This is a genomic window from Streptomyces cacaoi (assembly GCF_006539165.1).
GTDB classification, from domain to species: Bacteria; Actinomycetota; Actinomycetes; order Streptomycetales; family Streptomycetaceae; genus Streptomyces; species Streptomyces cacaoi.
The window spans coordinates 37,600-62,197 of the sequence record NZ_BJMM01000033.1 but is presented as its reverse complement, the minus strand read 5'-3'; the positions used below and the strand labels follow the sequence as shown (position 1 = coordinate 62,197).

The window sequence follows — 24,598 nt, the reverse complement described above, 5'->3', positions numbered from 1 at the left end:
CATGGACTTCGGACTCGTCCTGCAAACCGATCCGCCGGGCTCGGCCACCGTCGAGCTGATGTGCCGCGCCGAGGAGCGGGGCTTCTCCTACGGCTGGACGTTCGACTCGCCCGTGCTGTGGCAGGAGCCGTACGTCATCCACAGCCGGATCCTGGAGCGGACCCGGCGGATGACGGTGGGCCCCATGGTCACCAACCCGGCCACCCGGGCCTGGGAGGTCACCGCCTCCACCTTCGCCACGCTGAACGAGATGTACGGCAACCGCACCGTGTGCGGCATCGGCCGCGGCGACTCGGCGATGCGGGTGGCCGGGCGTCCGCCGGTGACCCTCGCCCAACTGGGCAGCGCCATGACCGCGATCCGCGATCTGGCCGAGGGGCGCGAGACGGTGATAGACGGCGCGTCCGTCCGGCTGCCCTGGGTGCGGGACGGCCGGCTGCCCGTGTGGATGGCGGGCTACGGCCCCAAGGCGCTCGCGCTGACCGGCCGGGAGGCGGACGGCTTCATCCTGCAACTGGCCGACCCGGCGCTGACGGCGTGGATGGTGCGCGCCGTGCGGCAGGCCGCCGCCGACGCGGGCCGGGACCCGGGCGAGGTGACGATCTGCGTCGCGGCGCCCGCGTACGTGTGCGAGGACACGCCCGCCGCGCTCGCCCACGCGCGCGAGCAGTGCCGGTGGTTCGGCGGCATGGTCGGCAACCACGTCGCGGACCTCGTCGCCCGCTACGGCGAACACTCCGACGCCGTCCCCGCCGCGCTCACCGCGTACATCAAGGAGCGCGAGGGGTACGACTACGCGCACCACGGCCGCGCCGGGAACCCGGACACGGCGTTCGTCCCGGACGACATCGTCGACCGGTTCTGTCTGATCGGCCCGCCCGCCCGGCACCTCGCCCGCCTGCGGGAGCTCGCCGCGCTCGGCGTCGACCAGTTCGCTGTGTACGCCATGCACGACGCCAAGGAGGAGGTCGTCGAGGCGTACGGGACGCAGATCATCGGTCAACTGGCAAGCTGAGCAGGCGCGTTGCCGGGGCCCGGTCGTCGTACGGCCGGGCCCCGGCGGTGTGTCCTGTCGGCCGGGGACCCGGGACGCGTGCTCAGAGCAGGCGGATCAGCAGGGCGCCGGCCAGCAGGACGCACGCGGCCATGAGGGTGGCGTTGAGGACCGCCGTCAGCTCGGACTGCTGTTCCCAGCGGCGCCGGACCGCGGGCACCCCGGCGGCCCACAGCACACACAGCAGCACGGCGAAGCCGGCGCCGAGCACGCACACCCCGTTCCACCCGGCGCCGGAGTACACCACTCCGGCGAGCGCCGAGCCCAGTGCGCCGCCCGCGAAGTAGCACGTCATATAGGCGGAGGTGAGGCGTCCGCGTGCCTCCGGGCGCAGGGCGTAGATCAGCGACTGGTTGCTGATGTGCACGCCCTGGTGGGCCAGATCGAGAAGCACGATTCCCGCGATCAGCGCGGCCAGTTGGTGCGCGCCCAGCGCCAGCAGGCCCCAGGAGCCGAGCAGCAGGACCGCACCGGCGCCGGTGGTCAGGGTGGTCCGGCCGCGGTCGGCCAGCCGCCCGGCGAGCTGTGCGGCGACCGCGCCCGCCGCTCCGGCCAGGCCGAGCAGCCCGATCGCACCGTCCGACCAGCCGTAGCCGGGCCCGGCCAGCAGGAAGGCGAGCGAGGACCACAGCACACCGAAGCAGGCGAAGGCCAGCAGCCCGATCGCCGCGCGGACCCGCAGCACCGGCTCCTCCCACAGCAACCGGGCCGTGGAGCGCAGCAGTTGGCCGTAGCGCAGGCCCGCCGTGCCCCGGTACCGCGGGAGCATCCGGCGCAGCGCGGCGGTGAGGGCCAGCATGACGGCGGCCGCGGCCCAGTACACCGTGCGCCAGCCGGCGACCCCGGACAGGAGGCCGGAGACGGTACGGGCCAGCAGCATGCCCAGCACCAGCCCGCTCATCACGTTGCCGACGATCCTGCCGCGCTGTTCGGGGGCCGCGAGGTCGGCGGCGAACGGCACCAGGACCTGCGCCGTCACCGACAGCAGCCCGGTCAGCGCGGTGGCCGCCAGCAGCACCCCGGTGCCCGGCGCGACGGCCGTCAGCGCCAGGGAGGCGGCGGTGGCCAGGGTCAGCCCGCACACCAGGCGGCGTCGCTCCAGCAGATCGCCCAGCGGCAGGACGAACACCAGCCCCAGCGCGTAGCCGACCTGGGCGACGGTCACCACCCACGCCGCCGCGGTGGAGGACATCCCCAGCTCGTGGGCGATGGTGTCCAGCAGGGGCTGTGCGTAGTAGTTGGCCGCCACGCACAGGCCGACGGCCACGGACATCAGCAGCACCGTGCCGCGCCCCGGACCGGCGCTTACGCCAGCTGCCGCCGCGTTTCCGGCCGTTCCGCCCCGGCTGTTCCCGCCGGGTGCGCGCGCGCCGGGTGCGACTGCCGGGTCGGGGCCCGGCACGGGGGACGGCTGCTGCTGGGGGGAGGAGACCACGGGCGAGTCCTTCCGGGAGACGCGGAACGGGGGCCGGGGTGCGGACGGCTTCGGGGGCGGACGGGTTCAGGGACGGAGGCCGAGAGGGAGACGGGAGGGAGGCGCGGGCGGTGGGCCGCGGTGTGTCCGATGCTCCTCCGTCGTACCGGAATCGGTCCAACAGATGGTTCCCATGGCAGCGATCGGTGCCGACGATGGACGGATGGAACTCCGCCAGCTCGCCTATGCCGTCGCGGTCGCCGAGACCGGCAGCTTCACCCGCGCCGCGCACCGCTGCTTCGTCGTCCAGTCCTCGCTCAGCGACCAGATCGCACGGCTCGAAAAGGAGCTGGGCGTCCGGCTGTTCGAGCGCACCAGCCGGCAGGTGTCGGTCACGCCGGCGGGGGAGGGGTTCCTCGGCCCGGCCAGGGAAGCGCTGGCCGCCGCCGAGCGGGCCCGCGGCGAGGCCGTCGCGGGCGGCAGCGAGATACGCGGCCGGCTCGTCGTCGGCACCATCAACCCGCTCACCGCCGTGGACCTTCCGGGCCTGCTCGCCACCTACCGGGAGCGCCACCCCGGGGTCCGGGTCACGCTCCGCGCCCGGCTGGTCCGCGATCTGCTGCACGAGGTGCGCGAGCACGCCTGCGACATCGCCTTCGTCGACACGGCCCCGGGCGGGCTCCCGAGCGGCCTGACCGGGCGGCACCTCGCGGACGACGCACTCGTCGCCGTCGTCCCGCGGGGACATCCGCTAGCCGGGGCGCCGCGGGTGACGCTCGAACGGCTCGCGCGCGAGGAGATGGCCGACATGCCGCTCGGCTCCGGAATCCGCCGGCACACCGACGCGGCGTTCGCCGCCGCAGGCGCCGAACGCACCGTCGCCTACGAGGCCGACACCATGGCGCTGCTCGAACAGCTCGTCGCCCGCGGGCTCGGCACCGCCCTCGTCCCGGCCGCCACCGCCGCGCGGATGTCCGGGGTCTCCACCGTGCCGGCCCCCGCCGTACCGCCCCGCACCGTGCGGGCCGTATGGCGCACCGCGCGGACGTCACCCGCGGCCCGTGCCTTCCTCCGGCTCCTGCCGGAGCAGCCCGGACCGGACGCCGGGTGAGGCCCGCACGTCCCCCGCCCGGTGCGCGGCCGGGCGCCGGGGCGCCGCGTCAGGGATACGCCGTCGCGACGAACACCCACCGTGCCACGCCGGCCAGCAGCAGCGCGGCGGCGGGCGCCGGCCACCACCACGTCAGGGAGCCGCGCAGCGCGCGCACCAGCAGCGGGACCAGGGCCGCCGCCGCGCACACCACCGTCACGAAGCAGGCCGTCTCGATGCCCGTCAGCGTGCTCTCGTCCCAACGGCCCTGCGGCGTGAGCGTGTACGCGTAGAAGACGCCGGCGGCGGCCGGCACGTGCAGCGCCAGCAGCGGCAGCGCGCGCAGAACGCGGACGAGGGTCTCGACGCCGCGGCCGGAGGCGTCCGGCGACGGCTCGCGTCCGTTGCCGGGTGGGTGGTCGTGCGTGCCCGGACCGGAAGTCACTTGAGCGCTTCACCTGCCTCGTCCAGGTTGTTCCTGAAGCCCCGCCCGTACGCCTGTGCGTCGTCGCTGCGCCAGTACGGGCCGCCGTTGTAGCGGGCCGCCAGCTCCTGGTACTGGGCGGGCGTCATCTCCTCGGCAGGTACGTCGGCGAACTCGCTCTCCGCCTTGAGCTGCGCGAGATACTCCGAGGCGATGCAGATGTTCTGCGCCGGGTCCTGGAGCGCGTCCTCGACCGTGTTGCGCTGGGCTTCGGTGAGATGGTCCGGGTCGTAGCCGAGCACCTCGGCGCCGCGGCGCACCTGGATCGCGATCGGCCCGAAGGAGGTCTCGTCCGGGTCGCCGCCCAGCCGCGAGGGCAGATTCTCGGGAGCGAGCGGGCTCAGCGGGGAGTCGAACGACTGGCGGGTGGTGTCCGTGATGTCGTCGAGGATGCCGGGCTGGCCCCCGATCTCCTGCCAGGCGATGCCCGCGACCATGTCGGGCGGAAGCCCGGAGCGCCGGGCCGCCGCCTTGATGACGTCCTTGTTCGCGGTGATCCACTCGCTGCGCTCCGCCGCGTTCGAGGGCGGCGACCAGTAGCTGTCCTTCGCCCCGGGAAGCCCCTCCAGCTCGCGGCGGATGGCCGCCAGCGCGGGCGAGATCTGCCGGTCGCCCGCCGCCGAGGTGGAGTCCCGCTTCGGCCCGGAGCCCGGCAGATGTGTGAGCGGGACCTTGCGTGCCTCCCTCGCCTCCCGGAGCAGGTCCGGCATGTCCCGGAAGAAGTCGGCCCGTTCGGTCCGGCCGAGGAAGAACTCCGGGAGCTGCTCGTAGGCCCGCTTGAGCCGGGAGAGACACAGCGCGCGCGCTTCCTTCTCGGTCCGCCGGGCCCGGCCGAACGCCTCGCTCGTGCTGTCGTGCAGGCTGTTGGCACGGTCCTTGATGTCGTCGACGTCCATGCCGATCTCGGCGACGAAGTCCAGCACGCCCGTCGTCGCCCGCATGTCCTCCCATCTGCGCATCGGCTCCGCCTCCTGCGCGGTGCGCGTGACGGCCGTGCCCTTCGTGCCGATCAGGTCGGACAGCTTGGCCTCGACCTCCTTGCCGTGGGCGTAGTGCCGCTTGGCGGTGGCCAGTTCGTCCGCGTAGTGGCGCAGGGCACCGCGTGCGGTGTCGAACGCCTCCTGCATCTCGGTGACGAGGCTGCGTGCCTCGCGCAGCCGTGCGTCGTACTGATTCCGCGCCTCGCCGACCCACTGGGTGCGGGTGGCCTGCCGGGACGCGGGTTCGACCTCACCGAGCAGATCGCGGACCCGCTTGAACTCGTCCGCGTTGCGGTCGACCTGCTCCGGGCTGCACTTGTCCAGGTATGCGACGTCCTCGTGGTACGTCATGGCGGCACCTCAGCTCGGCCGGGACTCGGGTGAGCGGTAGTCGCCCTCCAGGACGTGCCGGAGGAAGTCCCGCGACTTCTGCCCGTCGACCTCCGCGTAGGCGGTCCCGGCAGTGCGCAGCTTGGTGGACAGGGCCGCGTAGAGGGCGACCGTGTCCTCGTACTGGTTCTTGGCGAAGGAGACGAACCGGGCCACGGCGTCGGCCACGGAGGCCGGGGTGCGCGGGACGCGCGTCGCCGTGCACAGATCGATGTCGGGCCGCCCCTCGTACAGCAGCCCGGCGATCTCGATCAGAAGGTTCGAACTCCCGTTGATCGAGGTGCCCTTGACGCTGAAACCGTCGCTCTGGTCGCTCATCCCCGCCCCCACGAGAGAAGTTCCGACCGTGCGTTGCTGAGCTTGTGTGGTGCTGAGCTTGCGCGTTGCTGAGCTTGTGTGGTGCTCAGCTTGTGTGGTGCTGAGCGTGCGTGGTGCCGTGCCCGGCGCGTCCGCGTACGTCGCTCGCGCGTCTTTGTCCGTCCGCGTCTTCGCGGCCCGTGCGTGCGGGCGGCCGCGTGTCCGTGCTCGCGGCCCCGCGTGTCCGCGGTCCCGCGTGTCCGCGTCTCCGCGGACTCGCGAGCTCACGTGCTCGCGTGTCCGCGTCAAGTAAAGCGGGGCGCCGGCAGGCCCGGCAAGGGGGCCGGGGCCGTGCCGGGCGGTGCCGCGGCCCTCACCGGGTACGCAGGGCCTCGAAGGTCCCGGCTGCGGTGAACGCCTCGATGATCGGTGCGACGAGTGCGGCGAGACGGCGGGCGCCCGCCTCGCCGACGGGTGCCCACAGGGCGGCGCAGTGCTCGTCCGTCTCCGTCTCGATCCGCTCGCGCGCCGCCCGGCCGGCGTCCGTGGGGGTGCCGTCCGGGGCGAGCCAGCCGCGTGCGACGAGGCGTTCCGTCGCCGCGGCCCACTCCGCGTCGTCCCATCTGCGGGTCGCGCGGGCGATCTGCACCGGGAGGCGGCCCGTCGCGGTGTGCAGGACGAGGCACTCGCACGGGCCGAGGCGGTGGGCGGCGAGCACGGCGAGATGGGCGTCGCCGCGCCACTCGCGCACCACGGTGAGCTGCTGCCACAGCGCGACGAGCGGGTCCCGGGGAAGCGGCACCGACGCGTTGGCGGCGGCCAGCACCTTGCCCGCGTGGTCGGCGGACGCGACGACCCGGTCGAGCAGTGCGCGGGCCTCGGCGATCCGGTCGGGCGCCAGGTCGGCGCCGACGCGTCGCAGCGCCCGCCCGGCGGCCCGGAAGCGGGCGGCCTGCCACTGCTCGGGAGGCGCGGCGTCCCACACCCCCGCCATGGTCCGCACCGCCTGCGGGCTGAAGTTGTAGAAGGCGGCGAACGTGACCTGCCACGGGACCGCCCCCATGGCGGCCGACCGCAGGGCGAAGTAGGCCCGCCCGCGGTCGGTCACGCCCAGCCCGGCCGCCTCCTCCGCGCTCTCGGGCACGAGGTAGATGAACCGGTGGGCCGCGCTGACGGCCTCGCCGGCTTCGCGGACGGCGTCCAGGGCGAGGGGCTCGCCGTTCTGCCGGGAAGCGCCGGGGAGTTCGGCTGCGCCGGGGCGCAGGGGTTCGCCGGTGTGCATGAGGGGGTGTTCCTCCGGGGGGTTCGTCATCGGGCGGGGTTCTCCGCGGGGGTCTCCGCTGTGGCGGTCAGGACGGCGCGGCCGAGGATGTGGCCGGCCAGGGTGAAGCCGAGGACGGCGGGGGTGGCGTCGGCCGGGACGCCGAGGGACTCGACGTCGAGGGCGTGCACCACCGTGAAGTAGCGGTGCGGGCCGTGCCCGGCGGGCGGGGCGGCGCCCAGGTAGCGCGCCACGCGGGCGTCGTTGGGCAGCTGGAACGCGCCGGCGGGCAGCCCCGAGCCGCTGTCGTCGCCCGCGCCCTCCGGCAGTTCGGTGACGGTGGCCGGGATGTCGGCCACGGCCCAGTGCCAGAAGCCGGACCCAGTGGGGGCGTCGGGGTCGTAGACGGTGACGGCGTAGCTCCTGGTGTTCCCGGGGGCGCCGCTCCAGGACAGCTGCGGGGAGAGGTCCTTGCCGCCGGCCCCCGAGGAGAGCTGCTCGGGGGCCCAGGCGGCGCCGTCGGTGACGGACGTGCTGGTGACGGTGAAGGACGCGGCCTCCGGGAGGCGGGCGAAGGGGTCGTTGGCGCTCATGTGTCGTTCCTCTCGGTGTCGAAGACGGAAGGGACGGCCGGGACTTCCGGGAGCTCCAGGACATCCAGGATCTCCGCGACGTCCAGGATCTCCGGGACTTCCGGGTCGTCCGGGTCGCCCGGGTGTGGTCGGGGCCGCCGGGCAGCGGCGCTGCGTCGGCAGCTGCGTGGCGGCTGCGTGGCGGCTGCGTGGCGGCCGGGTGGCGGCCGGGTGGTCGCGCGGGCGGTCGGCCCTGACGTCGTACCGGTCGTGGTGCCGTACCGGCCGTCACGCTGTGCCGATCCGTGAAGCTGAAATCGACAGTAGCAGAGATAATCGATTATCCCCTTCGTCGTCTATGATGGCGCCATGACACAGACGGGGTCCTCGACCGGTTCACCGGGGAAACAGATGCTTTCCGAGCAGGTCTACGCGCGGCTGCGGGACGCGATCATGCGCGGGGAGTTCGCCCCCGGTGACGCCCTCAAACCGCAGGATCTGGCCAGGGAGCAGGGCGTGAGCCTGGCCGTCGTGCGCGAGGCACTCGTCCGGGCCGTCGGTGACGGCCTCGCCGACCGGCTGCACAACCGCGGCTTCGCCGTCCCGGCCTTCTCCGACCGGCGCTGGCAGGAGATCGCCGAGGCCCGGCGCACCGTCGAGCCGGCCGTCCTGCGCCTGTCCGTCGAGCGCGGCGACGTCGACTGGGAGGCCCGCGTCCGCGCCGCGCACCACCGGCTGGCCCGTACCCCGGCGTTCACCCCCGAGGAGGGCAGGTACTACACCAGCGCCTGGGCCGAGGCCCACCGTGTCTTCCACCGGACCCTGCTGGAGGGGTGCGGCAACCCCGTCCTGCTGGAGACCTTCGACCGCATGTGGACGGCGAGCGAACTGGTCCGCCGCTGGTCGGCGTACCGCGACCCCGGCCGGGACGGCGCCGAGGAGCACCGGCGGCTGGAGGAGGCCGCGCTGGCCCGCGACGCCGACACCGCCTCCGCCGTGCTGCTCCGGCATCTGACGCTGACGGCGGACGCGCTGGTGGACGACCCGGGCCGGGACGGCTGACCGCCGAAGTCCGGGTGCCGTGCCGCCCGGACGGCCCCGCCGCACCGCGCTCCCTAGCCCCGGCCGTGCCCGCTGCCCCCGCCGTCCCCGCCGTCCCCTCCCTCTCCGTCGTCCTCCTGCGGCTTCTCGTAGACGAGGGGGAGGTAGTCCGGGTGCTTGCGGAGCCAGCCGGCGATGTAGGGGCAGGCGGGGACGACCTTGTCGCCGGCCGCGGCGGCGGTGTCCAGGGCGGTGCGGGCCAGGGTGCCGGCCACGCCGCGGCCCTCGTAGGCGGGTTCGACCTCGGTGTGCAGCAGGGCGATCACGTCGTGGGCGCGCTTGTAGCGCAGGACGCCGGCCAGCAGCTTGCCGTAGCGGGCCTCGTAGCGGCCCTCGGCGGCGTTGTCCGTCACGGTGGGCACGGTGGGCGGGGCTTCCTCGGCGTCGCTCACGGGGGCTCCCGGTGTCGTCCAGGGCGGCTGCGGGTCATCCGGCGACGGAGCGGAGGCGGTCGGTGAACTCCTCGGGTTCCAGGGCGTGTCCGTCGCGGTCGAGCACATGGACGGGGCGGTCGGCGAAGCGGACCGTCGGTGTGCTGTCCACGCCGCTCTCGTCGAAGGCGCGGGAGACCCGCTCGACCCAACTGTGGAAGGCCCCTTCGAGTACGGCGTTCTCGAACTCGGGGGAGCGCAGGCCCGGCACCTCGGAGGCGAGGCCCAGCAGGGTGCGTTCCTCCGCGAAGCCGTCGCTGTTCTCGCGCGGCTGGCTGCGGTAGAGGGCGTGCAGATACGCCATGAAGTGCCGCTGCCCGGTGTTGGCCGCGGCGCCCAGCGCGTTGAGCGCGCGGTGCGAGCCGTGGCCGCCCAGCTCCCGGTCGAGGAACGTCGCGAAGTGGTAGTGGAGCACCAACTGCCCGTCGTCGGCGAGCTGTTGCATGGTGGAGCCCAGCGCCCGGTCCATCCGCTTGCAGTACGGGCAGCGCAGATCGGCGTAGACCTCCAGGACGGGCACGCCGGGCGGTGGATCCTCGGCGGGGTCGGTGCCGTAGACGACGACGGTGCCGCCCTCGCCGGCCGTGTTCGCGGGGATCATGTCCTCAGCCTCACGCGGCGGCCGGTGCCGGGCAACGGGAGGCGGGCCGATGGGGTGGCACGCCGGTCAGCCCCGCTCCCGCCGGTCCTGGTCGAGCATCGTCCAGAGGTACTCGACCCCCAGCCCGTAGGCGCCGCCGTGCGCGCGCACGAGATCGCCGACGGCGGAGGCCGTGCCGGACCTGGCCCAGTCCCGCTGGAGCTCCAGGGTGTAGGCGAGCCAGGTCAGTGGCTGCACCCCGGCCTGGGTCATGCGCTGCACGGCCCGCTCGTGCGCCTCGGGGCTCACCCCGCCGCACGCGTCGGTGACGGCGTACACCTCGTACTTCTCGTCCAGCGCGCACAGTGCGGGCAGCGCCACGCACACCTCGGTCCACAGCCCGGCCAGCACCAGCTTCCGTACGCCGGTCGACTCCAGCCAGGCGCGGACCCGGGTGTCCTCCCAGGGGTTCATCGTCGTCCGGTCGATCCAGCTGTCCCGGTCGGGGAAGACCTCCCGGATGCCGCGGAAGACGGGCCCGCTGAAGTGCTGTTCCATGACGGTCGTCACCAGCGTGGGCACCTGGAAGAGCCGTGCCGCCCCGGCCAGGCCCGCCGCCGCGTTGAGCACCAGCTCCATCGGGTGCGAGCCGACGGCGAAGCCCATCTGGCTCTCGTGGTCGACGAGCATCAGCGCGTGGTCGTCGGGGGCCAGCAGCCGGGGGGAGACACCCGCCGGCTCGGTCGCGTCGGTCATCCGCCGCTCCTTTCGCCGCCGCACGACGGCCCCCCGCCGCGGGAGGGGCCGAGGGGCCGCCGTGCACCACCATGACCCGGTTCCGCCGCACACGCACGGCGGGCGGCGGCCGGGCCGGGGCTCAGCGGGTGCCGACGTGGACGGTGCGCAGCCCGGGTGCCGAGCGGATGTCCTGCTCGCAGAACCGCTCCTGGACCATTCGGCCGCGCGAGTACAGCCGCGTCTGGTCGCTGTGGTGGGCCGAGGTCGGGTCGGACGACTGCGAGTAGGTCAGCAGGGTGCCGGCTCGCACCGGGCAGCCGTGCCCGCTGAACGTGACCGTCTGGATGTAGCTGGAGCCGGCCTCGACCTCGCGGTAGCCGCCGTGCCCGGTGTCCCACACCGGTTCGGTCTTGTTCCAGACACCGAGCGACTCGGTGCCGCCGGGGATCGGCAGCCGGTCGCCCCGCCGCTCGACGAACTGGTGGCGGCCGAGCGGCGCGTCCGGCGCGATCCCGTACCGGTCCAGCTCGGCGACGGCGTCGGCCAGCGCGGTGCGGAACGCGGGGGTGCCGGTGTTCAGATCGCGCGGGGTGCTCACCGGATGCTCCGGGTCGAAGGGCGTCCGCCACAGCTTCCCCTCGGGCGCGGACGCGGTCAGATGCCGCCAGAACCGGTCGAAGAGCAGGGCGCCCTCGCTGTCGGTGCGCAGGGTGCGGTCCCAGTCCCGCAGCACGTCGCACGCGGCGGAGACGTCGACGTTCCGGCCGTCGCTGCCGGGCGCCGTGCCGCCGGGAAGCTTCGCGCAGGCGGTGGCCGCGTCCTCGGCCGCCAGCTCGCCCGCCGGCGCGCGGTTGGCGAACTGCTGGGCGCGCAGGGCGCGTTGGTCGATGCCGCCCTCCCGGGCCATGGCCGAGACGTCCCGCAGGGCGCCCCGGGTGCGCATCGAGCGCTCGGTGCCGGTGTCGCCGAAGATGCGCGGGAAGCCCGTCAGCGGCCGTCCCGCATACGACAGCCAGGCGCTGTCGTTGGAGTTCTCCACGTAGGGCGCGTCGTGCAGCTGGGGCATCTCGGACGGGCCGAACACCCCGCGCTGCACCGCGCCGGGCCCGGTCCGCGGTACGCAGTCCCCGCGGGAGCCGTCCAGTACGGCGAGCCCGGCGGCGGGGTACGTGGCCTGCCCGAGCGGGGTGTTGCAGCGTTCGGCCAGCGCGTCGGTGACCCGCGGCAGCACCTGCGACTGCGCCATGAGGGTGTGGCCGCCGGAGTCGGTGGCGACGGTGTTGACCCAGGGCAGGCCCTGCACCCGGCGCAGGGCGTCGCGGACACCGGCCACGTCGCGCGCCTTGCTGAAGGCGAGGCCGGCGTCGGTGAACCGGAGGTTGCGCGCGTTGGGGTCGGCGAGCGCGTAGGCGGTCCGCTCGGTCCAGGGCAGTTCGACGCCGGCGACGTTCGTCGAGACGGGCCCGTAGCGGGTCCACCACTGGGTCCGGGTCACCCGCCGGCCGCTCTTGTCGGCGACGGTCACCTTGCGCGGGCGCATGCGCTCGGTCTTCCCGTCGACGGTGTAGGCGGTCGGGTCGGCCGGGTCGAGCTTCAACTCGTGCAGGGTGAGCGGGACGCCGGTGGCCACGGTGTGGCTCCAGGCGATGTTCCGGTTGTGTCCGATGGAGATGGTGGGGGAGGCGAGCAACGAGCCGCCCGCCGCGTCGAGTTCGCCGGGGATCGTCTGGTGCGACTGCCAGAAGCGGCGCCCGCCGGACCAGGGGTAGTGCGGGTTGCCGATCAGGGCGCCGGAGCCGTTCGCGGTGGTCGAGCCACCGAAGGCCACGGCGTTGGAGCCCATGTCGGAGCGCTGCGGGTCGAGCGCCGCACGGGCGGCCCGTGCCGCCTCCCGCGGATCCGGCTGCCGCGCCGCCCGTGCCTCCCGAGGGGCCTGGGCTTCCGGCGCCTTCTGTGCTCGCTGTGCCTTCTGTGTCTCCTGGTCCTTTTGCGGGTCCTGCGTCGTCCGTGCCGCCTGTCCGGTGCGGCCGGTGCCGGGACGGGCGGCGTCCTCGGAGCCGGCGCGGGCGGAACCGGTGCCGGGCGGTGTCGCCGCGGTGATGCCGTTCACGGCGGCGCCCTGGCCGGACAGCACGGAGAGCGCGAAGCCGCGCCGGGAGACGTCCAGCGGTGTGATCGGCCGGACCCAGTCCGCGCCCTTGCAGGCCGGGTCGGTGATCTCGTCGCGGTGGTCGCGCAGCCAGGCGTTGTACCCGGCCGCCCAGCCGCGGCTGAGCTGCCGTACCTCCCGGCTGGGGCCGGCCGGCGCGGGCCGGGCCAGCAGCTTCTCGACGGTGCGGGCGTCGCGGACGCCACGGAACCACAGGTCGCTGGTGAGGTTGGTGCCGGCGGCCGAGAGCGACGCGTCGGGCTTCTGCTCGGCGCCGAACCACCGCGAACGCTCCCCGCGCACGGTGACGAAGCCGTCGGCGAGGGTGCAGATCTGGTCGGCGGCCTGGGCCCAGCCGGTGCCGAAGCCGAGGCCGGGATAGTCGTCCGCGGTGATGTGCGGGATGCCGTACTCGGTGTAGCGGATGACGGCGGACATGCCGTCACCGGAGGGGTGCGCGCCGCGGGACGCGGTGTCCCGGCCGGCCGCCGCGGCCGGCAGCGCGGTGACGGTGAGCGCGAGGGCGGCGCAGGCCAGGGCGGCGCGGCGGAGCCCGGATCTGCGACGCGCGGATGTCGCTCCGCGCGGTATTCGTCGCACGGTGTCTCCCAACTGTGGTGACGGAAGGGCCCGTTGAGCCTACCGATCGGTATGTGCGCGGGGGCAGGGGGCGAGCGGGGGTGGGCACACGGCTGACGTCGAGTCGGCTTCAACCACGAGAGTGGGCCGTAACCACGAGAGTGGGCCGTGTGGTCGCCCACCCGGGCGGCCGGACCCGCGGGCACCCCACGCCCCGGCACCACAGGAGTGAGCACTCCTCGGCCGGGCCCCGGAGACGACCGGGCCCGAAGTGCTCACCCGGGCCGAGGTGGCGCGCACGATCGGACGGGTGCTGGGCCGGCCGCTGGAGGCCGAGCGCATCAGCGTCGAGGAGGAGCGGGCCGCGCTGCCGGCCGCCGGGCTGCCCCCGGTGTGCGCGGACGGCATCGTCGCGGCGCACCGCGCCATGGAGGCCGAACCCGAGCCGGTCGTCACCGGGTTCGAGGCCCTCGTGGGGCGCCCGGCACGCACCTTCCGGCAGTGGGTCGAGGACCGGCTCGCCGCGGCGCGCTGAACCGCCGCCGGGTCAGCGGGGGCGTGCGGGGAAGCGGGCCAGGAAGGCGTCGACGAGCGCGTCGGTGAACGCGGGGCCGACGGACTCGCCGGTGACCAGGACGCGGTAGTAGAGGGGGCCGATCAGCCGGTCGGCCTCCGCCGCCAGGTCGAGGCCGGAGGGGAGTTCGCCGCGCCGCACCGCCCGCTCCAGGGGCAGCCGGTCGCGCCGGCGCTGCTCGGGCAGGCACCGTTCGCGGAACTGCCCGGCCACGGCGGGGTCGTGCTGCGCCTGGCCGATGAGGGCGCGGAAGACGGCGCCCGGGTCGGTGCCGGTCAGGAACTCGGCCAGCCGGCGCAGGTGGGCGCGCAGATCCCGCTCCAGGTCGCCGTGGTCGACGGGGGCGAGGGCCTCGGCGGCGTCGGTGAGGTACGCCTCGACGAGGATGTCGGTCTTCGAGCTCCACCAGCGGTAGATGGTCTGCTTCGCGACGCCCGCGCTCTTGGCGATGCCCTCGATGGTGACGCCGGCGAAGCCCTTCTCGGCCAACAGGTCGTCGGCGGCCCACAGCACGGCGAGGCGGGCCCGCTCGCTGCGGCCGTGCCGGTTGCCGTGGTGCTGCTGCCGGGGCTCGGTGCCGGTGCCGTTTTCGCCGTTGCCTCGTGTCATCTCGTTCTCTCGCCTCCTTCGGACAGGATAGAAGGGCTAGCGTGGACGCAACGTTGCGTCTACTCTGGTCTCCATGGCGAACACACTCCACGAGCCGCGCGTCGCCTCCGCACTGAAGCGGATGTTCGCGCAGGCCGAGCAGGACGAGATCAGTTTCCGCCGGGTCGACGAGGAGAACGGCGGCAACGCGTTCGACCCGGCGCGGCTCACCGCACAACAGCGCGCCGACGTCGCCGACCGGATCTACATGCCCGTCTCCGCGGACGCCGGGCGGCTGCTCTACAGCATGGTCCGGGCCGCCCGCCCGGCCACCGTCGTCGAGTTCGGCACCTCCTACGGCATCTCGACGCTCCATCTGGCCGCGGCCGTCCGGGACAACGGGACCGGCCGGGTGGTCACCACCGAGATGAGCGCCACCAAGGCGCAGGCCGCGCGCCGCACCTTCACCGAGACCGGGCTCGACGACGTCGTCACCCTGCTGGAGGGTGACGCGCTGGAGACCCTCGCCGACCTGGAGGGGCCCGTCGGGCTGCTGCTCCTGGACGGCTGGAAGGAGCTGTATCTGCCCGTACTGAAGCTGCTGGAGCCGCAGTTGGCGCCCGGCGCCCTGGTGGCCGGTGACGACCTCGGCCTCCCCGGGATGCAGCCCTACCTGGACTACGTACGCGACCCCGGCAACGGCTACGAGAGCATCACCTTCCCCGTGGAGGACGGCGTGGAGATCAGCTGCCGGGTCTGAACCCGCGCCCGCCGCACGGCAAGGGGCCCGCACCCAGGAACCGCCCTGGGTGCGGGCCCCTCGCCGTGCGGTCGCCGTCTCCGGTCGTTCGTCCCCGGCTGCTCGTCCGCCCGCTGCCCGCCGTCGGCTCCGCGTCGACGGCTGCCCGTCGGCTCGCGGTCGCGGGGTCGTCGGCGGCGGGGTGGGGCGGCCGGTTCCCCGATGTGTAAGGTTAGGCTAACCTAAATAGCCGACCTAGGGGGTTGTGCGCGTGCTGGAGGATCAGTTCGCCGGTCGCATCGCAGTGGTGACCGGCGCCGGACAGGGCGTCGGCGAGGCCGTCACCCGGCTGCTCGTTGCGCGGGGCGCGCGGGTCGCGGCGGTGGACATGCACGAGGCCGGTCTCAAGTCCCTTGTGGCGGACCTCGGTTCGCGGCGGGTGACCGCCCACCGCGTCGACGTGGCCGACGCGGACGCCGTCCGGACGCTGGTGGACGACGTCGAGCAGGACCTCGGCCCGATCCACTACCTGGTCAACGTCGCGGGGGTGCTCCGGCCGGCGACCGTGCTGGAGACCGCCGACGAGGACTGGGAGCGGACCATGGCGGTCAACGCCGGCGGTGTCTTCCACATGTCGCGGGCCGCGGCCCGCCGGATGGCGCGGCGCCGCGCCGGCGCCGTCGTGACCGTCGGCTCCAACGCCGCCGGCGTACCGCGCACCGCCATGGCCGCGTACGCCGCCTCCAAGGCCGCCGCCGCCCATGTGACCCGGTGCCTGGGGCTGGAGTTGGCCCGCTCCGGTGTGCGCTGCAACATCGTCTCGCCCGGCTCGACCGACACCGCCATGCAGCGCGGGCTGTGGGACGGGGACGAGCCCCCGGCGTCCGTGCTCGACGGCGACCCGGAGTCCTACCGGGTGGGCATCCCGCTCGGCCGGATCGCCGACCCCCGCGACATCGCCGAGGCCGTCGCCTTCCTTCTCTCCGACCGCGCCCGGCACATCACCATGCAGGACCTGTACGTGGACGGCGGCGCGACCCTGCACGTGTGACGACCGCCGCGGCCGTCCCCGCCGCCGCTGCGATCCGGCTCCCGCCGCCGAACTGCCGCCGACCGCCGCCCTGTTCGGCCCCGCCGCGCCTGTCCGCCGTCTTCTGCCGCTGCCCGCCGTCCGGCCCGCTGCTCCTCTCGTCGTTCTCGTCGTTCTCGTCGCCCTCGTCGCCGCCCCGCCGTCCGTCCTGCCCTTCGTCGTCCGCCGTCCGCCGTCCGTCATTCGTCTCCCGTCCGTCCGCCGTCCGTTGTCGTCCGTCCTGTCGGTGCGTCCCCGCGCCGACCCGCCCGACCGGCACCCCCGTGCCGAGAACGGAGCCTCCCGTGTCACCCGAGACCGCCGCGAGCGGTGCGCGCGTGCCCGCCCCGTCGACCCCCTCACCGTCCTCCGTACCGTCCCCTCGGGCGTCCTCCGTACCGCCCGCCCGCGGCCCGGGCGAGGGCACGGTCGGTGTCGCCACCGCGCTGCTGGACTCCTACCGGCCCGGTGCCGACAGCCGCTTCCTCGCCTCGCCGACCCGCACCCTGCTCGCACACGGCGCGCGCCACCGGGTCCCGCACGGAACCGGCGGGTTGGGGGAGAGAGCGGCGGAAGCGATAGCCGCCGCCCGCGACGCGGGTGTCGCCCGGCCCGTCGTCGTCGGCGCCGTGCCCTTCCGCGCCGACGAGCCCGCTGCGCTGGTGGTGCCGGAGGCCGTGCGCTGGGCACCGCCGCTGCGTCAGGACCCGCTGATCGCCCTGCCCGGGCCGGAACCCGCCGGTGCGGCCGACTGGCGGGTCAGCCCCGTGCCGGACACCGGGACCTACGAGAAGGCCGTCGGCGAGGCGGTCGCCCGTCTGGAGCGCGGCGAACTGCGCAAGGTGGTGCTCGCCCGCACCCTCGAACTGCGCTCCGCACGCGGCGCGGAACCCGATGTGCCCGCCATGCTCCAGCGGCTGGCCCGCCGCGACCCGGGCGGCTACACCTTCGCCCTGCCCACCGGCCCCGGGCGCACCCTGCTGGGCGCCAGCCCCGAACTGCTCGTCTCCCGCCGGGGGCGGCACGTCGTCGCCAACCCGCTGGCCGGATCCGCGCCGCGCAGCGCCGACGTGGCCGAGGACGTGCGTGCCGCCGCCCGGCTGCTGGAGTCCGCGAAGGACCTGCACGAGCACGCCGTCGTCGTCGACGCCGTCCGGGCGCGGCTGGCGCCGTCCTGCGCCGAGCTGTCCGTGCCGGCCCGCCCCACACTGGTGCGGACCGCCACGATGTGGCACCTGTCCACGACCGTCACCGGCACCCTGCGCGACGACGCGGGCCCCGGCCCGTCCTCCCTCGACCTGGCGCTCGCGCTGCACCCGACACCCGCCGTCTGCGGGACGCCGACGGACGACGCACGCGCCGCCATCGGTGAACTGGAGCCGTTCGAGCGGGGGTTCTTCACCGGCATGGTCGGCTGGGCCGACGAGCACGGCGACGGCGAGTGGGTGGTGACGCTGCGCTGCGCCGAGGCCGAGGAGAGCACCCTGCGGCTGTTCGCCGGCGCCGGCGTCGTGGCCGCCTCCCGGCCGGAGGCGGAGACCGCCGAGACCGCGGCGAAATTCCGAACGTTCCTCGACGCGGTGGGCGCCGAGCGCGGCGCGCTGACCGGCGAGGAGGGACAGCAGTGAGCGTCACCGCACCCGGAAGCCCGTCCCCGGCCCCGTCCCCGGCCCCGTCCTCGTCTCCGGCCCCGGCTCCGTCCTCGACCCCGGCCGAGAACGCGGACGTGGACACCCACCCCACCTGGCCCGAGGAACTCGCCCGGGTCTACCGGGAGGCGGGCTACTGGCGGGGCGAGACCTTCGGCGAGGTGCTGCGGGCGCGTGCCGACGGCTGCGGCGAGCGCGTCGCCGTCGTCGACCCCGTCTCCGGCGCGCGCTGGACCTACGCCGAACTCGACGCCCGCGCCGACAGCCTGGCCGCCGGACTGCTGGCCCGGGGCATCGGCAAGGGCGACAAGGTCGTCGTCCAACTCCCCAACGTCGCCGAGTTCTTCGAGGTGATCTTCGCGCTGTTCCGGATCGGCGCGCTGCCCGTCTTCGCGCTCCCGGCGCACCGCTTCGCCGAGATCCGCTACTTCTGCGCCTTCACCGGGGCCGCCGCCTATGTGATCGCGGGCGAACACGGCGGCTTCGACCACCGCACGCTCGCCGACCGGGTACGGGCCGACGTGCCCACCCTGCGGCACGTCCTCGTCGCCGACGCCGACCCGGGCTCCCACGAGCGGCTCGCCGACGCGCACGCCGCGCCCGTCCCGGTGCCCGACCCGCCGCAGGCGCACGAGCCGGCCTTCCTCCAACTGTCCGGCGGCACCACCGGCGTGCCGAAACTCATCCCGCGCACCCACGACGACTATCTGTACTCGATCCGCGCGTCCAACGAGATCTGCGGCGTCGACGAGGACAGCGTGTACCTGTGCGCGCTGCCCGCCGCGCACAACTTCCCGCTCAGCTCGCCCGGTACGCTCGGCGCGCTGTACGCCGGTGCCCGCGTCGTCCTCGCCCCGCAGCCCGCGCCCGAGGTCGCCTTCCCGCTGATCGAGCGGGAGCGGGTGACGCTCACCGGCCTCGTACCGCCGCTCGCCCTCGTCTGGCTGGACGCCGCCGCGCACCGCACCGAGGACCTCGGCAGCCTGGACGTGCTGCTGGTGGGCGGCGCCAAGTTCAGCGAGGAGGCGGCCCAGCGGGTGCGGCCCACGCTCGGCTGCCGGCTCCAGCAGGTCTTCGGCATGGCCGAGGGGCTCGTCAACTACACGCGGCTCGACGATCCGGAGGAGACCGTCGTCACCACCCAGGGCCGCCCCATCTCGCCGCACGACGAGGTCCGTGTCGTCGACGCCGACGACAACGACGTGCCCGACGGCACCGACGGCGCGCTCCTCACCCGCGGCCCGTACACCATCCGCGGCTACTGGAACGCGCCCGAGCACAACGCCGCCGCCTTCACCGCCGACGGCTTCTACCGCACGGGCGACATCGTCCGGCGCACCCCCACCGGCCATCTCGTCGTCCAGGGGCGGGCGAAGGACCAGATCAACCGGGGCGGCGAGAAGGTCGCGGCCGAAGAGGTCGAGAACCATCTGCTCGCACTGCCCGGGGTGCACGACGCCGCCGTCGTCTCCATGCCGGACGCGTACCTGGGCGAGCGCGTGTGCGCCTACGTCGTGCTCCGCGCCGGGGTGGAACCACCGCGCCCGGTGCAGGTGAAGAAGTTCCTGCGCGAGCGCGGGCTCGCCGCCTACAAGATTCCCGACCGGATCGAGCTGACCGACGCGTTCCCCGTCACCGGCATCGGCAAGGTCAGCAAGAAGGAGCTGCGTGCGGCGATCACCGCGCGGCTCCACGAGAAGTGAAAGGCCCTGCGTCCATGGCACTCCCCACGATTCAGCCCTATCCGATGCCGACGGCGGCCGACCTCCCCGCCGACCGCGTCACCTGGCAGGTGGACCCCGGGCGGGCCGTCCTCCTCGTGCACGACCTCCAGAACCACTTCCTCGACCCGTTCCCCGACGGCGCCTCGCCGCGCCGCGAACTCCTGCACAACGTCGCCCGGTTGAAGGAGGTCTGCGCCCGGCTCTCGGTGCCCGTGCTCTACTCGGCCCAGCCCGGCGGCCAGACCCCGGCGCAGCGCGGGCTCCAGCAGGACTTCTGGGGGCCCGGGCTGCCCGGCGGCGACCCGCGGGCCGCCGCCGTCGCCGACGAGGTCGCACCCGGCCCGGACGACGTGGTGCTCACCAAGTGGAAGTACAGCGCGTTCGTCCGCACCGACCTGGCGGAACGGATGGCGGCCCAGGGCCGCGACCAGCTGGTGATCACCGGGGTGTACGCGCACATCGGGGTGCAGGCCACCGCCTGCGACGCCTGGATGCGCGACATCCGCGCGTTCGTCGTCGCCGACGCCGTCGCCGACTTCGGGCCGCGCGAACACCGGCAGGCGCTCGCGTGGTGCGCGGGCCGCGCCGCCCGCGTCCTCACCACCGACGAACTCGTGGCCCTCGGCGCGGCACCCGACGAGGCCGCAACGCCTTTGACTCTCGACCGGGTGCGCGCCGACGTCGCCGACGTCCTCGGTGAGGACCCGGCCGACATCGCCGACGACGACAACCTCGCCGATGCCGGCCTCGACTCCGTCCGGCTGATGGCCCTCGTCGAACGGTGGCGCACCGCACACGGTATCGACATCTCCTTCGTCGAACTCGCCGAGAGACCCGGCATCTCCGCCTGGTGGCAGCTGCTGGAGGGGCGCGCATGACCGCCGACCCCGCGCCGGAGACCGTCCCGGCCGACGAGGGCCCGGGGCTCCCGCTCACCGCGGCGCAGACCGGCATGTGGCTCGCACACACCCTCGACGAGGGCAGCCCCGCCCTCAACACCGCCGAATGCGTCGCACTGGACGGCCCGCTGGACCCCGCCGTCTTCCGCACCGCGCTGCACCGGACACTCACCGAGTGCGAGCCCCTGTGGGTACGCATCACGGGCGGCGCCGAGCCGCACAGCCCGGAGCCTTCGGGCTCGCGGCTGCGGGGGCCGCGGCAGTTCCCCGTCCCCGTGCCCGCCGTCCCCGACCCGGCGGCCGGATTCCCCTACGACGAGACCGACCTGCGCGGCGAGGACGACCCCGAGGCCGCCGCCGAGGCGCGGATGCGTGCCGACCTCGGCACCCGCTGCGACCTCGCCGCGGGCCCGCCGTTCCGCGCCGCCCTCCACCGCGTCGGCGAGCGGCGGTGGCTGTGGTACCAACGCGTCCACCACGCCGTGCTGGACGGCTACGGCTACTCCCTCGTCGCCCGCCGCGTCGCCGAGACCTACCGGGCGCTGCTGGCCGGCCGCGCCCCCGGGCCCAGCCCGCTGCGTCCCCTCGCCGAGCTGCTCGCCGAGGACGCCGCCTACCGGGCCTCGGACGCCTTCACCGCCGACCGCGACCACTGGAGCAGGCGGCTGTCCGGGCTCGACGAGGCCGCCGCCGGACCCGACGTGCAGCCCTCCCGCACCTTCCACCGCCGCTCGGCGCACCTGCCGTCCGAGGCGACCGCCCGGCTCAAGGCACGCGCCGCCGAGCTGCGCGCCACCTGGCCCGAACTCCTCCTCGCCGTGCAGGCGTTGAGCGAGTCACGGCAGACGCGCAGCGAGGAGGTCGTGCTGGGTGTGCCCATGATGTGCCGCAGCGGAACGGCCGCCCTGCGCGTCCCCGGCATGGCCATGAACGTCCTCCCGCTGCGGCTGCGCCTCCCGGCCGGCGCCACGTTCGCGCAGCTCGTCCGCCAGGTCGTCCTCGGCCTGCGCGAGCTGCGCCGCCACCAGCGCTACCGCTACGAGGACATCCGCCGCGACACCGGCGCCACCGCCGCCGGGCGGGCGCTGACCGGCACCCTGGTCAACACCATGCCGTTCGACTACGCCCTCGACTTCACCGGCTGCCGCGCCACGCCCCGCAACCTGTCCGCCGGGCCCGTCGAACACCTCACCGTCAACATCCACGACCGGGGCGACGGCACCGGGCTGCACCTCGACCACGACGCCAACCCCGCCCTGCACGACGAACCCGGCCTCGCCGCCCGGCAGGAGCGCTTCCTCCAGCTCGTCGCACGCCTCACCGAGGCCGACCCGCACACGCCGCTCGACCGGCACGCCGTCGCCACCGACGCCGAACTCGACCGCGTCCTGCGGGAGTTCAACGACACCCGGGTCGACCTGCCGCCCACCACCCTCATCGGACCCGTCGAGGCGCAGGCCGCCCGCACCCCGCACGCCACGGCCCTGGTCGCCGACGGCCGGACCCTCAGCTACGCCGAACTCGACACCCGTGCCAACCGGTTGGCCCGGGAACTCGTGCTGCACGGGCTGCGCCCCGGCGCGCTCGCCGCCGTCGCCCTGCCCCGCTCGGCGCACCTCGTCGTCGCGCTGCTCGCCGTGCTCAAGGCCGGCGGCGCCTATCTGCCGCTCGACCCCGAGCACCCGCGCGAGCGGCTGCGCGACATGCTGGAGGACGCCGCACCGCGCTGCGTCCTCACCGACAGCGCGACCCGGCCGCTGCTGCCCGCCTGCCGTACGCCCGTCCTCACCCTCGACGAGCTGGACGTCTCCGAGCACCTGCCCACCGCGCCCAGCCGCCCGCTCACCCCGCGCGACCCGGCCTACGTCATCTACACCTCCGGCTCCACCGGCCGCCCCAAGGGCGTGATCGTCCCGCACTCCGCGATCGACAACCGGCTGCGCTGGATGCAGGCCGAGTACGGGCTCGGCCCCGGCGACCGGGTGCTCCAGAAGACGCCCGCCGGATTCGACGTCTCCGTCTGGGAGTTCTTCTGGCCGCTGCGCGAGGGCGCCGCCCTCCATCTGGCCGCGCCCGGCGCACACCGCGATCCGGCCGCCCTCGCCCGCACGCTGCGCGAACAGCGCATCACCACCGTGCACTTCGTCCCGTCGATGCTCCGGGCGTTCCTCGCCGAACCCGGCGCCGCCGAAGCCGCGGCCGAGGGCGCGCTGCGCCGGGTCTTCTGCTCCGGCGAAGCCCTCGCCCGGGAGACCGCCGACCACTTCCACCAGGTGCTGCCCGGCGTCCCCCTGCACAACCTGTACGGGCCGACCGAGGCCGCCGTCGACGTCACCCACCACACCTGCGAACCCGGAGCGGACGGGCCCGTCCCCATCGGCCGCCCCGTGTGGAACACCCGGCTGTACATCCTCGACCGGGCAGGACAGCCGTGCCCGCCCGGCGTCGCCGGTGAGCTGTACCTGGCGGGCGCCCAGCTCGCCACCGGCTACCTCGGCCGCCCCGCCCTCACCGCCGAACGCTTCGTCACCGACCCGTTCACCGCCCGCGTCCCCGCCCGGGTCCCGGCCCGGGAGACGGCGGGCGCCCCGGGAACGACGGGCTCCCCGGGGACGACCGGCGCCCCGGCGACGACCGGCTTCCCGGGGACGGGCCGCCCGCGCCCCGCCGGCTGGGACGTCCCGCAGCCCGGGGACGACCCGCCCTGCGCACCGCCCGGGGACGGACGCATGTACCGCACCGGCGATGTGGCGCGCTGGCTGCCGGACGGCTCCGTCGAGTACCTGGGCCGCACCGACCACCAGGTGAAGCTCCGGGGCCTGCGCATCGAGCCCGGCGAGACCGAGGCGGCCCTGAACGCCGAACCGGAGATCGCCGCCTCCTGCGTCCTGGTCCGCGAGGACCGCCCGGGCGACCAGCGGCTCGTCGGCTACGTCGTCCCGGCACAGGAGCGCCGCGCCCCCGCCCGGGGCACCGAGGAGGCGACCGCGGCGGACTCTCCCGCACCCGCCACCGTCGACACCGCCGCCCTCCGCTCCCGGCTGGCCGCCCGCCTCCCCGCGCACCTGGTGCCCAACGCCCTCGTCGTGCTCGACGACTTCCCCCTGACCGCCAACGGAAAGCTCGACCGCAAGGCCCTCCCGGCGCCCGACGAGCCGGCCGGCACCGGCGGCGGACGGGCCCCGCGCACGCTCCGCGAGGAAGCGCTCACCCGGATCTTCGCCGAGGTGCTCGGCGTCCCCCGGGTCGGCGTCGACGACGGCTTCTTCGACCTGGGCGGCACCTCGCTGCTGGCCGTGCGGCTCGTCTCCCGTCTCCGCGCCGACCTCGGCACGGAGACCTCCGTCGGCGCGCTCTTCCGCGCCCCCAGCCCGGCCGCGCTCGCCGCACTGTCGGCCGACGGCGCGCACGGCAGCGGGGACGCCGGGGCCCTCGACGTGCTCCTGCCGCTGCGCGCGGGCGGCACCGCGCGCCCCCTGTTCGCCGTCCACCCGGCGGGCGGCCTCAGCTGGTGCTACTCGGGTCTGCTGGCACCGCTCGGCACCCGGCAGCCGGTCATCGGCCTCCAGGCACGCGGCCTCGCCCGCCCCGGCGAGGAGGAACTCCCCGGCACCATGGAGCAGATGGCGGCCGACTACGCGGAACAGCTGCGCAAGGCCCAACCACGCGGCCCCTACCGGCTGTTGGGCTGGTCCGTCGGCGGGGTCCTCGCCCACACCGTGGCCGTCCAGCTCCAGGAAGCGGGTGAGGAGGTCGAACTGCTCGCGCTGATGGACGCCTACCCCTCCGACCAGTGGCGGGACATGGCCGTCCCCGACGAGGCCGACGCGCTCCGGGCCCTGCTGCGGATGGCCGGCTTCGAATCGGCCGAGGACGGCACGCTGGAGCGGGCGCAGGTGCTGCGCCGCCTCGGCGAGGAGGGCAGCGCGCTGGCGAGCCTGTCCGAGGAGACGCTCACCGCCGTCACCCGGGTCGTCGTCAACAACGCCCGGCTGATGCGCGCCCACGAGCACCGCCGGTTCGACGGCGACCTCGTCTTCTTCACGGCCACGGCCCCACGCGCCGAACACTGGCTGGACCGCACCGCCTGGCGCCCCTACGTCACCGGCGACATCCGCAACCACGACATCCCCTGCCTCCACCACGAACTCACCCGCCCCGAACGCCTCCAGGAGGTGGCCCGCGTGCTGCGCGCCCAACTGGCCGAGGAATGACGGGGGTTCGGGCGGACCGCGG

Annotated in this window: 21 protein-coding genes; 10 read left to right on the top strand and 11 right to left on the bottom strand. The window is 74.8% G+C overall.

Translation table 11 applies throughout. The annotated features are described in order from the left end of the window. Nucleotide 1: 1 nt before the first annotated feature. The gene (locus tag SCA03_RS25315) at nucleotides 2-1,015 is read left to right on the top strand and encodes a TIGR03842 family LLM class F420-dependent oxidoreductase (RefSeq protein ID WP_030888195.1); all 1,014 of its coding nucleotides are present in this window, start codon (nucleotides 2-4) and stop codon (nucleotides 1,013-1,015) included. Between the two features lie 82 nt (nucleotides 1,016-1,097). On the opposite strand, the gene SCA03_RS25310 is transcribed toward SCA03_RS25315, so the two are convergent. Next, complete coding sequence (locus tag SCA03_RS25310; RefSeq protein WP_078873801.1) at nucleotides 1,098-2,327, bottom strand: MFS transporter; 1,230 nt, start codon at nucleotides 2,325-2,327, stop codon at nucleotides 1,098-1,100. A 334-nt stretch (nucleotides 2,328-2,661) separates the two neighbouring features. On the opposite strand from SCA03_RS25310, the gene SCA03_RS25305 reads away from it, so the two are divergent. Beyond that, a complete protein-coding gene (locus SCA03_RS25305; protein WP_230988907.1) occupies nucleotides 2,662-3,579 on the top strand; it encodes a LysR family transcriptional regulator in 918 nt (305 codons plus the stop codon). A 49-nt stretch (nucleotides 3,580-3,628) separates the two neighbouring features. On the opposite strand, the gene SCA03_RS25300 is transcribed toward SCA03_RS25305, so the two are convergent. The 5 genes from SCA03_RS25300 to SCA03_RS25280 form a co-directional block, all read right to left on the bottom strand. Further along, nucleotides 3,629-4,003 carry a hypothetical protein gene (locus SCA03_RS25300; RefSeq protein WP_037866699.1) on the bottom strand — a complete coding sequence of 125 codons (375 nt, stop codon included), beginning with the start codon at nucleotides 4,001-4,003 and terminating at the stop codon, nucleotides 3,629-3,631. Next, the gene (locus SCA03_RS25295; protein ID WP_030886768.1) at nucleotides 4,000-5,373 is read right to left on the bottom strand and encodes a WXG100 family type VII secretion target; all 1,374 of its coding nucleotides are present in this window, start codon (nucleotides 5,371-5,373) and stop codon (nucleotides 4,000-4,002) included. The genes SCA03_RS25300 and SCA03_RS25295 overlap by 4 nt, the downstream gene beginning before the upstream one ends. 9 nt (nucleotides 5,374-5,382) lie before the next feature. Next, complete coding sequence (locus SCA03_RS25290; protein ID WP_051846177.1) at nucleotides 5,383-5,730, bottom strand: hypothetical protein; 348 nt, start codon at nucleotides 5,728-5,730, stop codon at nucleotides 5,383-5,385. A gap of 352 nt (nucleotides 5,731-6,082) precedes the next feature. Further along, a complete protein-coding gene (locus SCA03_RS25285) occupies nucleotides 6,083-6,913 on the bottom strand; it encodes an SCO6745 family protein (protein ID WP_170297932.1) in 831 nt (276 codons plus the stop codon). A gap of 104 nt (nucleotides 6,914-7,017) precedes the next feature. Beyond that, the gene (locus SCA03_RS25280; protein WP_086817225.1) at nucleotides 7,018-7,563 is read right to left on the bottom strand and encodes a YbhB/YbcL family Raf kinase inhibitor-like protein; all 546 of its coding nucleotides are present in this window, start codon (nucleotides 7,561-7,563) and stop codon (nucleotides 7,018-7,020) included. Nucleotides 7,564-7,911: 348 nt separating this feature from the next. Between SCA03_RS25280 and SCA03_RS25270 the strand changes: the two genes are divergently transcribed. Then, complete coding sequence (locus tag SCA03_RS25270; protein WP_141275674.1) at nucleotides 7,912-8,604, top strand: GntR family transcriptional regulator; 693 nt, start codon at nucleotides 7,912-7,914, stop codon at nucleotides 8,602-8,604. Nucleotides 8,605-8,657: 53 nt separating this feature from the next. On the opposite strand, the gene SCA03_RS25265 is transcribed toward SCA03_RS25270, so the two are convergent. From SCA03_RS25265 to SCA03_RS25250, 4 genes are all read right to left on the bottom strand, one after another. Next, complete coding sequence (locus SCA03_RS25265) at nucleotides 8,658-9,035, bottom strand: GNAT family N-acetyltransferase (protein ID WP_371863985.1); 378 nt, start codon at nucleotides 9,033-9,035, stop codon at nucleotides 8,658-8,660. A 34-nt stretch (nucleotides 9,036-9,069) separates the two neighbouring features. After that, entirely contained in the window at nucleotides 9,070-9,675 is a 606-nt protein-coding gene (locus SCA03_RS25260; protein WP_030886752.1) for a DsbA family protein, read from the bottom strand. Between the two features lie 66 nt (nucleotides 9,676-9,741). Next, complete coding sequence (locus SCA03_RS25255; RefSeq protein ID WP_086815871.1) at nucleotides 9,742-10,410, bottom strand: isochorismatase family protein; 669 nt, start codon at nucleotides 10,408-10,410, stop codon at nucleotides 9,742-9,744. A 121-nt stretch (nucleotides 10,411-10,531) separates the two neighbouring features. Next, entirely contained in the window at nucleotides 10,532-13,141 is a 2,610-nt protein-coding gene (locus SCA03_RS25250; RefSeq protein ID WP_371863984.1) for a penicillin acylase family protein, read from the bottom strand. Between the two features lie 268 nt (nucleotides 13,142-13,409). Here SCA03_RS25250 and SCA03_RS25245 point away from each other — a divergent pair, with 268 nt between their 5' ends. Beyond that, nucleotides 13,410-13,655 (top strand): Rossmann-fold NAD(P)-binding domain-containing protein, encoded by a 246-nt coding sequence (locus SCA03_RS25245; RefSeq protein WP_141275672.1) that lies wholly within the window; start codon nucleotides 13,410-13,412, stop codon nucleotides 13,653-13,655. Nucleotides 13,656-13,667: 12 nt separating this feature from the next. Here the strand turns inward: SCA03_RS25245 and SCA03_RS25240 are convergent, their stop codons facing one another. Next, nucleotides 13,668-14,303, bottom strand: a complete 636-nt coding sequence (locus SCA03_RS25240) for a TetR/AcrR family transcriptional regulator (RefSeq protein ID WP_030886737.1) — start codon at nucleotides 14,301-14,303, stop codon at nucleotides 13,668-13,670. A gap of 73 nt (nucleotides 14,304-14,376) precedes the next feature. Between SCA03_RS25240 and SCA03_RS25235 the strand changes: the two genes are divergently transcribed. From SCA03_RS25235 to SCA03_RS25210, 6 genes are all read left to right on the top strand, one after another. Next, complete coding sequence (locus SCA03_RS25235) at nucleotides 14,377-15,042, top strand: O-methyltransferase (protein WP_030888226.1); 666 nt, start codon at nucleotides 14,377-14,379, stop codon at nucleotides 15,040-15,042. Between the two features lie 250 nt (nucleotides 15,043-15,292). Further along, complete coding sequence (locus tag SCA03_RS25230; protein ID WP_030886732.1) at nucleotides 15,293-16,072, top strand: 2,3-dihydro-2,3-dihydroxybenzoate dehydrogenase; 780 nt, start codon at nucleotides 15,293-15,295, stop codon at nucleotides 16,070-16,072. 356 nt (nucleotides 16,073-16,428) lie between these two features. Further along, nucleotides 16,429-17,718, top strand: a complete 1,290-nt coding sequence (locus tag SCA03_RS25225; protein WP_141275679.1) for an isochorismate synthase — start codon at nucleotides 16,429-16,431, stop codon at nucleotides 17,716-17,718. A gap of 98 nt (nucleotides 17,719-17,816) precedes the next feature. Beyond that, entirely contained in the window at nucleotides 17,817-19,442 is a 1,626-nt protein-coding gene (locus tag SCA03_RS25220; protein WP_086816485.1) for a (2,3-dihydroxybenzoyl)adenylate synthase, read from the top strand. Nucleotides 19,443-19,456: 14 nt separating this feature from the next. Beyond that, complete coding sequence (locus SCA03_RS25215) at nucleotides 19,457-20,341, top strand: isochorismatase (protein WP_086816487.1); 885 nt, start codon at nucleotides 19,457-19,459, stop codon at nucleotides 20,339-20,341. After that, entirely contained in the window at nucleotides 20,338-24,576 is a 4,239-nt protein-coding gene (locus SCA03_RS25210; RefSeq protein ID WP_086816489.1) for a non-ribosomal peptide synthetase, read from the top strand. Before SCA03_RS25215 ends, SCA03_RS25210 begins: the two co-directional genes overlap by 4 nt. The last annotated feature ends 22 nt before the right edge of the window (nucleotides 24,577-24,598 follow it).

Excerpts from the sequence above, each read along its gene's own strand:
- SCA03_RS25290 (WP_051846177.1), bottom strand. The coding sequence starts at position 5,730 with ATGAGCGACCAGAGCGACGGTTTCAGCGTCAAGGGCACCTCGATCAAC.
- SCA03_RS25305 (WP_230988907.1), top strand. The coding sequence starts at position 2,662 with ATGGCAGCGATCGGTGCCGACGATGGACGGATGGAACTCCGCCAGCTC.
- SCA03_RS25235 (WP_030888226.1), top strand. The coding sequence starts at position 14,377 with ATGGCGAACACACTCCACGAGCCGCGCGTCGCCTCCGCACTGAAGCGG.
- SCA03_RS25210 (WP_086816489.1), top strand. The coding sequence starts at position 20,338 with ATGACCGCCGACCCCGCGCCGGAGACCGTCCCGGCCGACGAGGGCCCG.
- SCA03_RS25270 (WP_141275674.1), top strand. The coding sequence starts at position 7,912 with ATGACACAGACGGGGTCCTCGACCGGTTCACCGGGGAAACAGATGCTT.
- SCA03_RS25310 (WP_078873801.1), bottom strand. The coding sequence starts at position 2,327 with ATGTCCGTGGCCGTCGGCCTGTGCGTGGCGGCCAACTACTACGCACAG.
- SCA03_RS25240 (WP_030886737.1), bottom strand. The coding sequence starts at position 14,303 with ATGACACGAGGCAACGGCGAAAACGGCACCGGCACCGAGCCCCGGCAG.
- SCA03_RS25315 (WP_030888195.1), top strand. The coding sequence starts at position 2 with ATGGACTTCGGACTCGTCCTGCAAACCGATCCGCCGGGCTCGGCCACC.
- SCA03_RS25295 (WP_030886768.1), bottom strand. The coding sequence starts at position 5,373 with ATGACGTACCACGAGGACGTCGCATACCTGGACAAGTGCAGCCCGGAG.
- SCA03_RS25260 (WP_030886752.1), bottom strand. The coding sequence starts at position 9,675 with ATGATCCCCGCGAACACGGCCGGCGAGGGCGGCACCGTCGTCGTCTAC.
- SCA03_RS25280 (WP_086817225.1), bottom strand. The coding sequence starts at position 7,563 with ATGAGCGCCAACGACCCCTTCGCCCGCCTCCCGGAGGCCGCGTCCTTC.
- SCA03_RS25255 (WP_086815871.1), bottom strand. The coding sequence starts at position 10,410 with ATGACCGACGCGACCGAGCCGGCGGGTGTCTCCCCCCGGCTGCTGGCC.
- SCA03_RS25215 (WP_086816487.1), top strand. The coding sequence starts at position 19,457 with ATGGCACTCCCCACGATTCAGCCCTATCCGATGCCGACGGCGGCCGAC.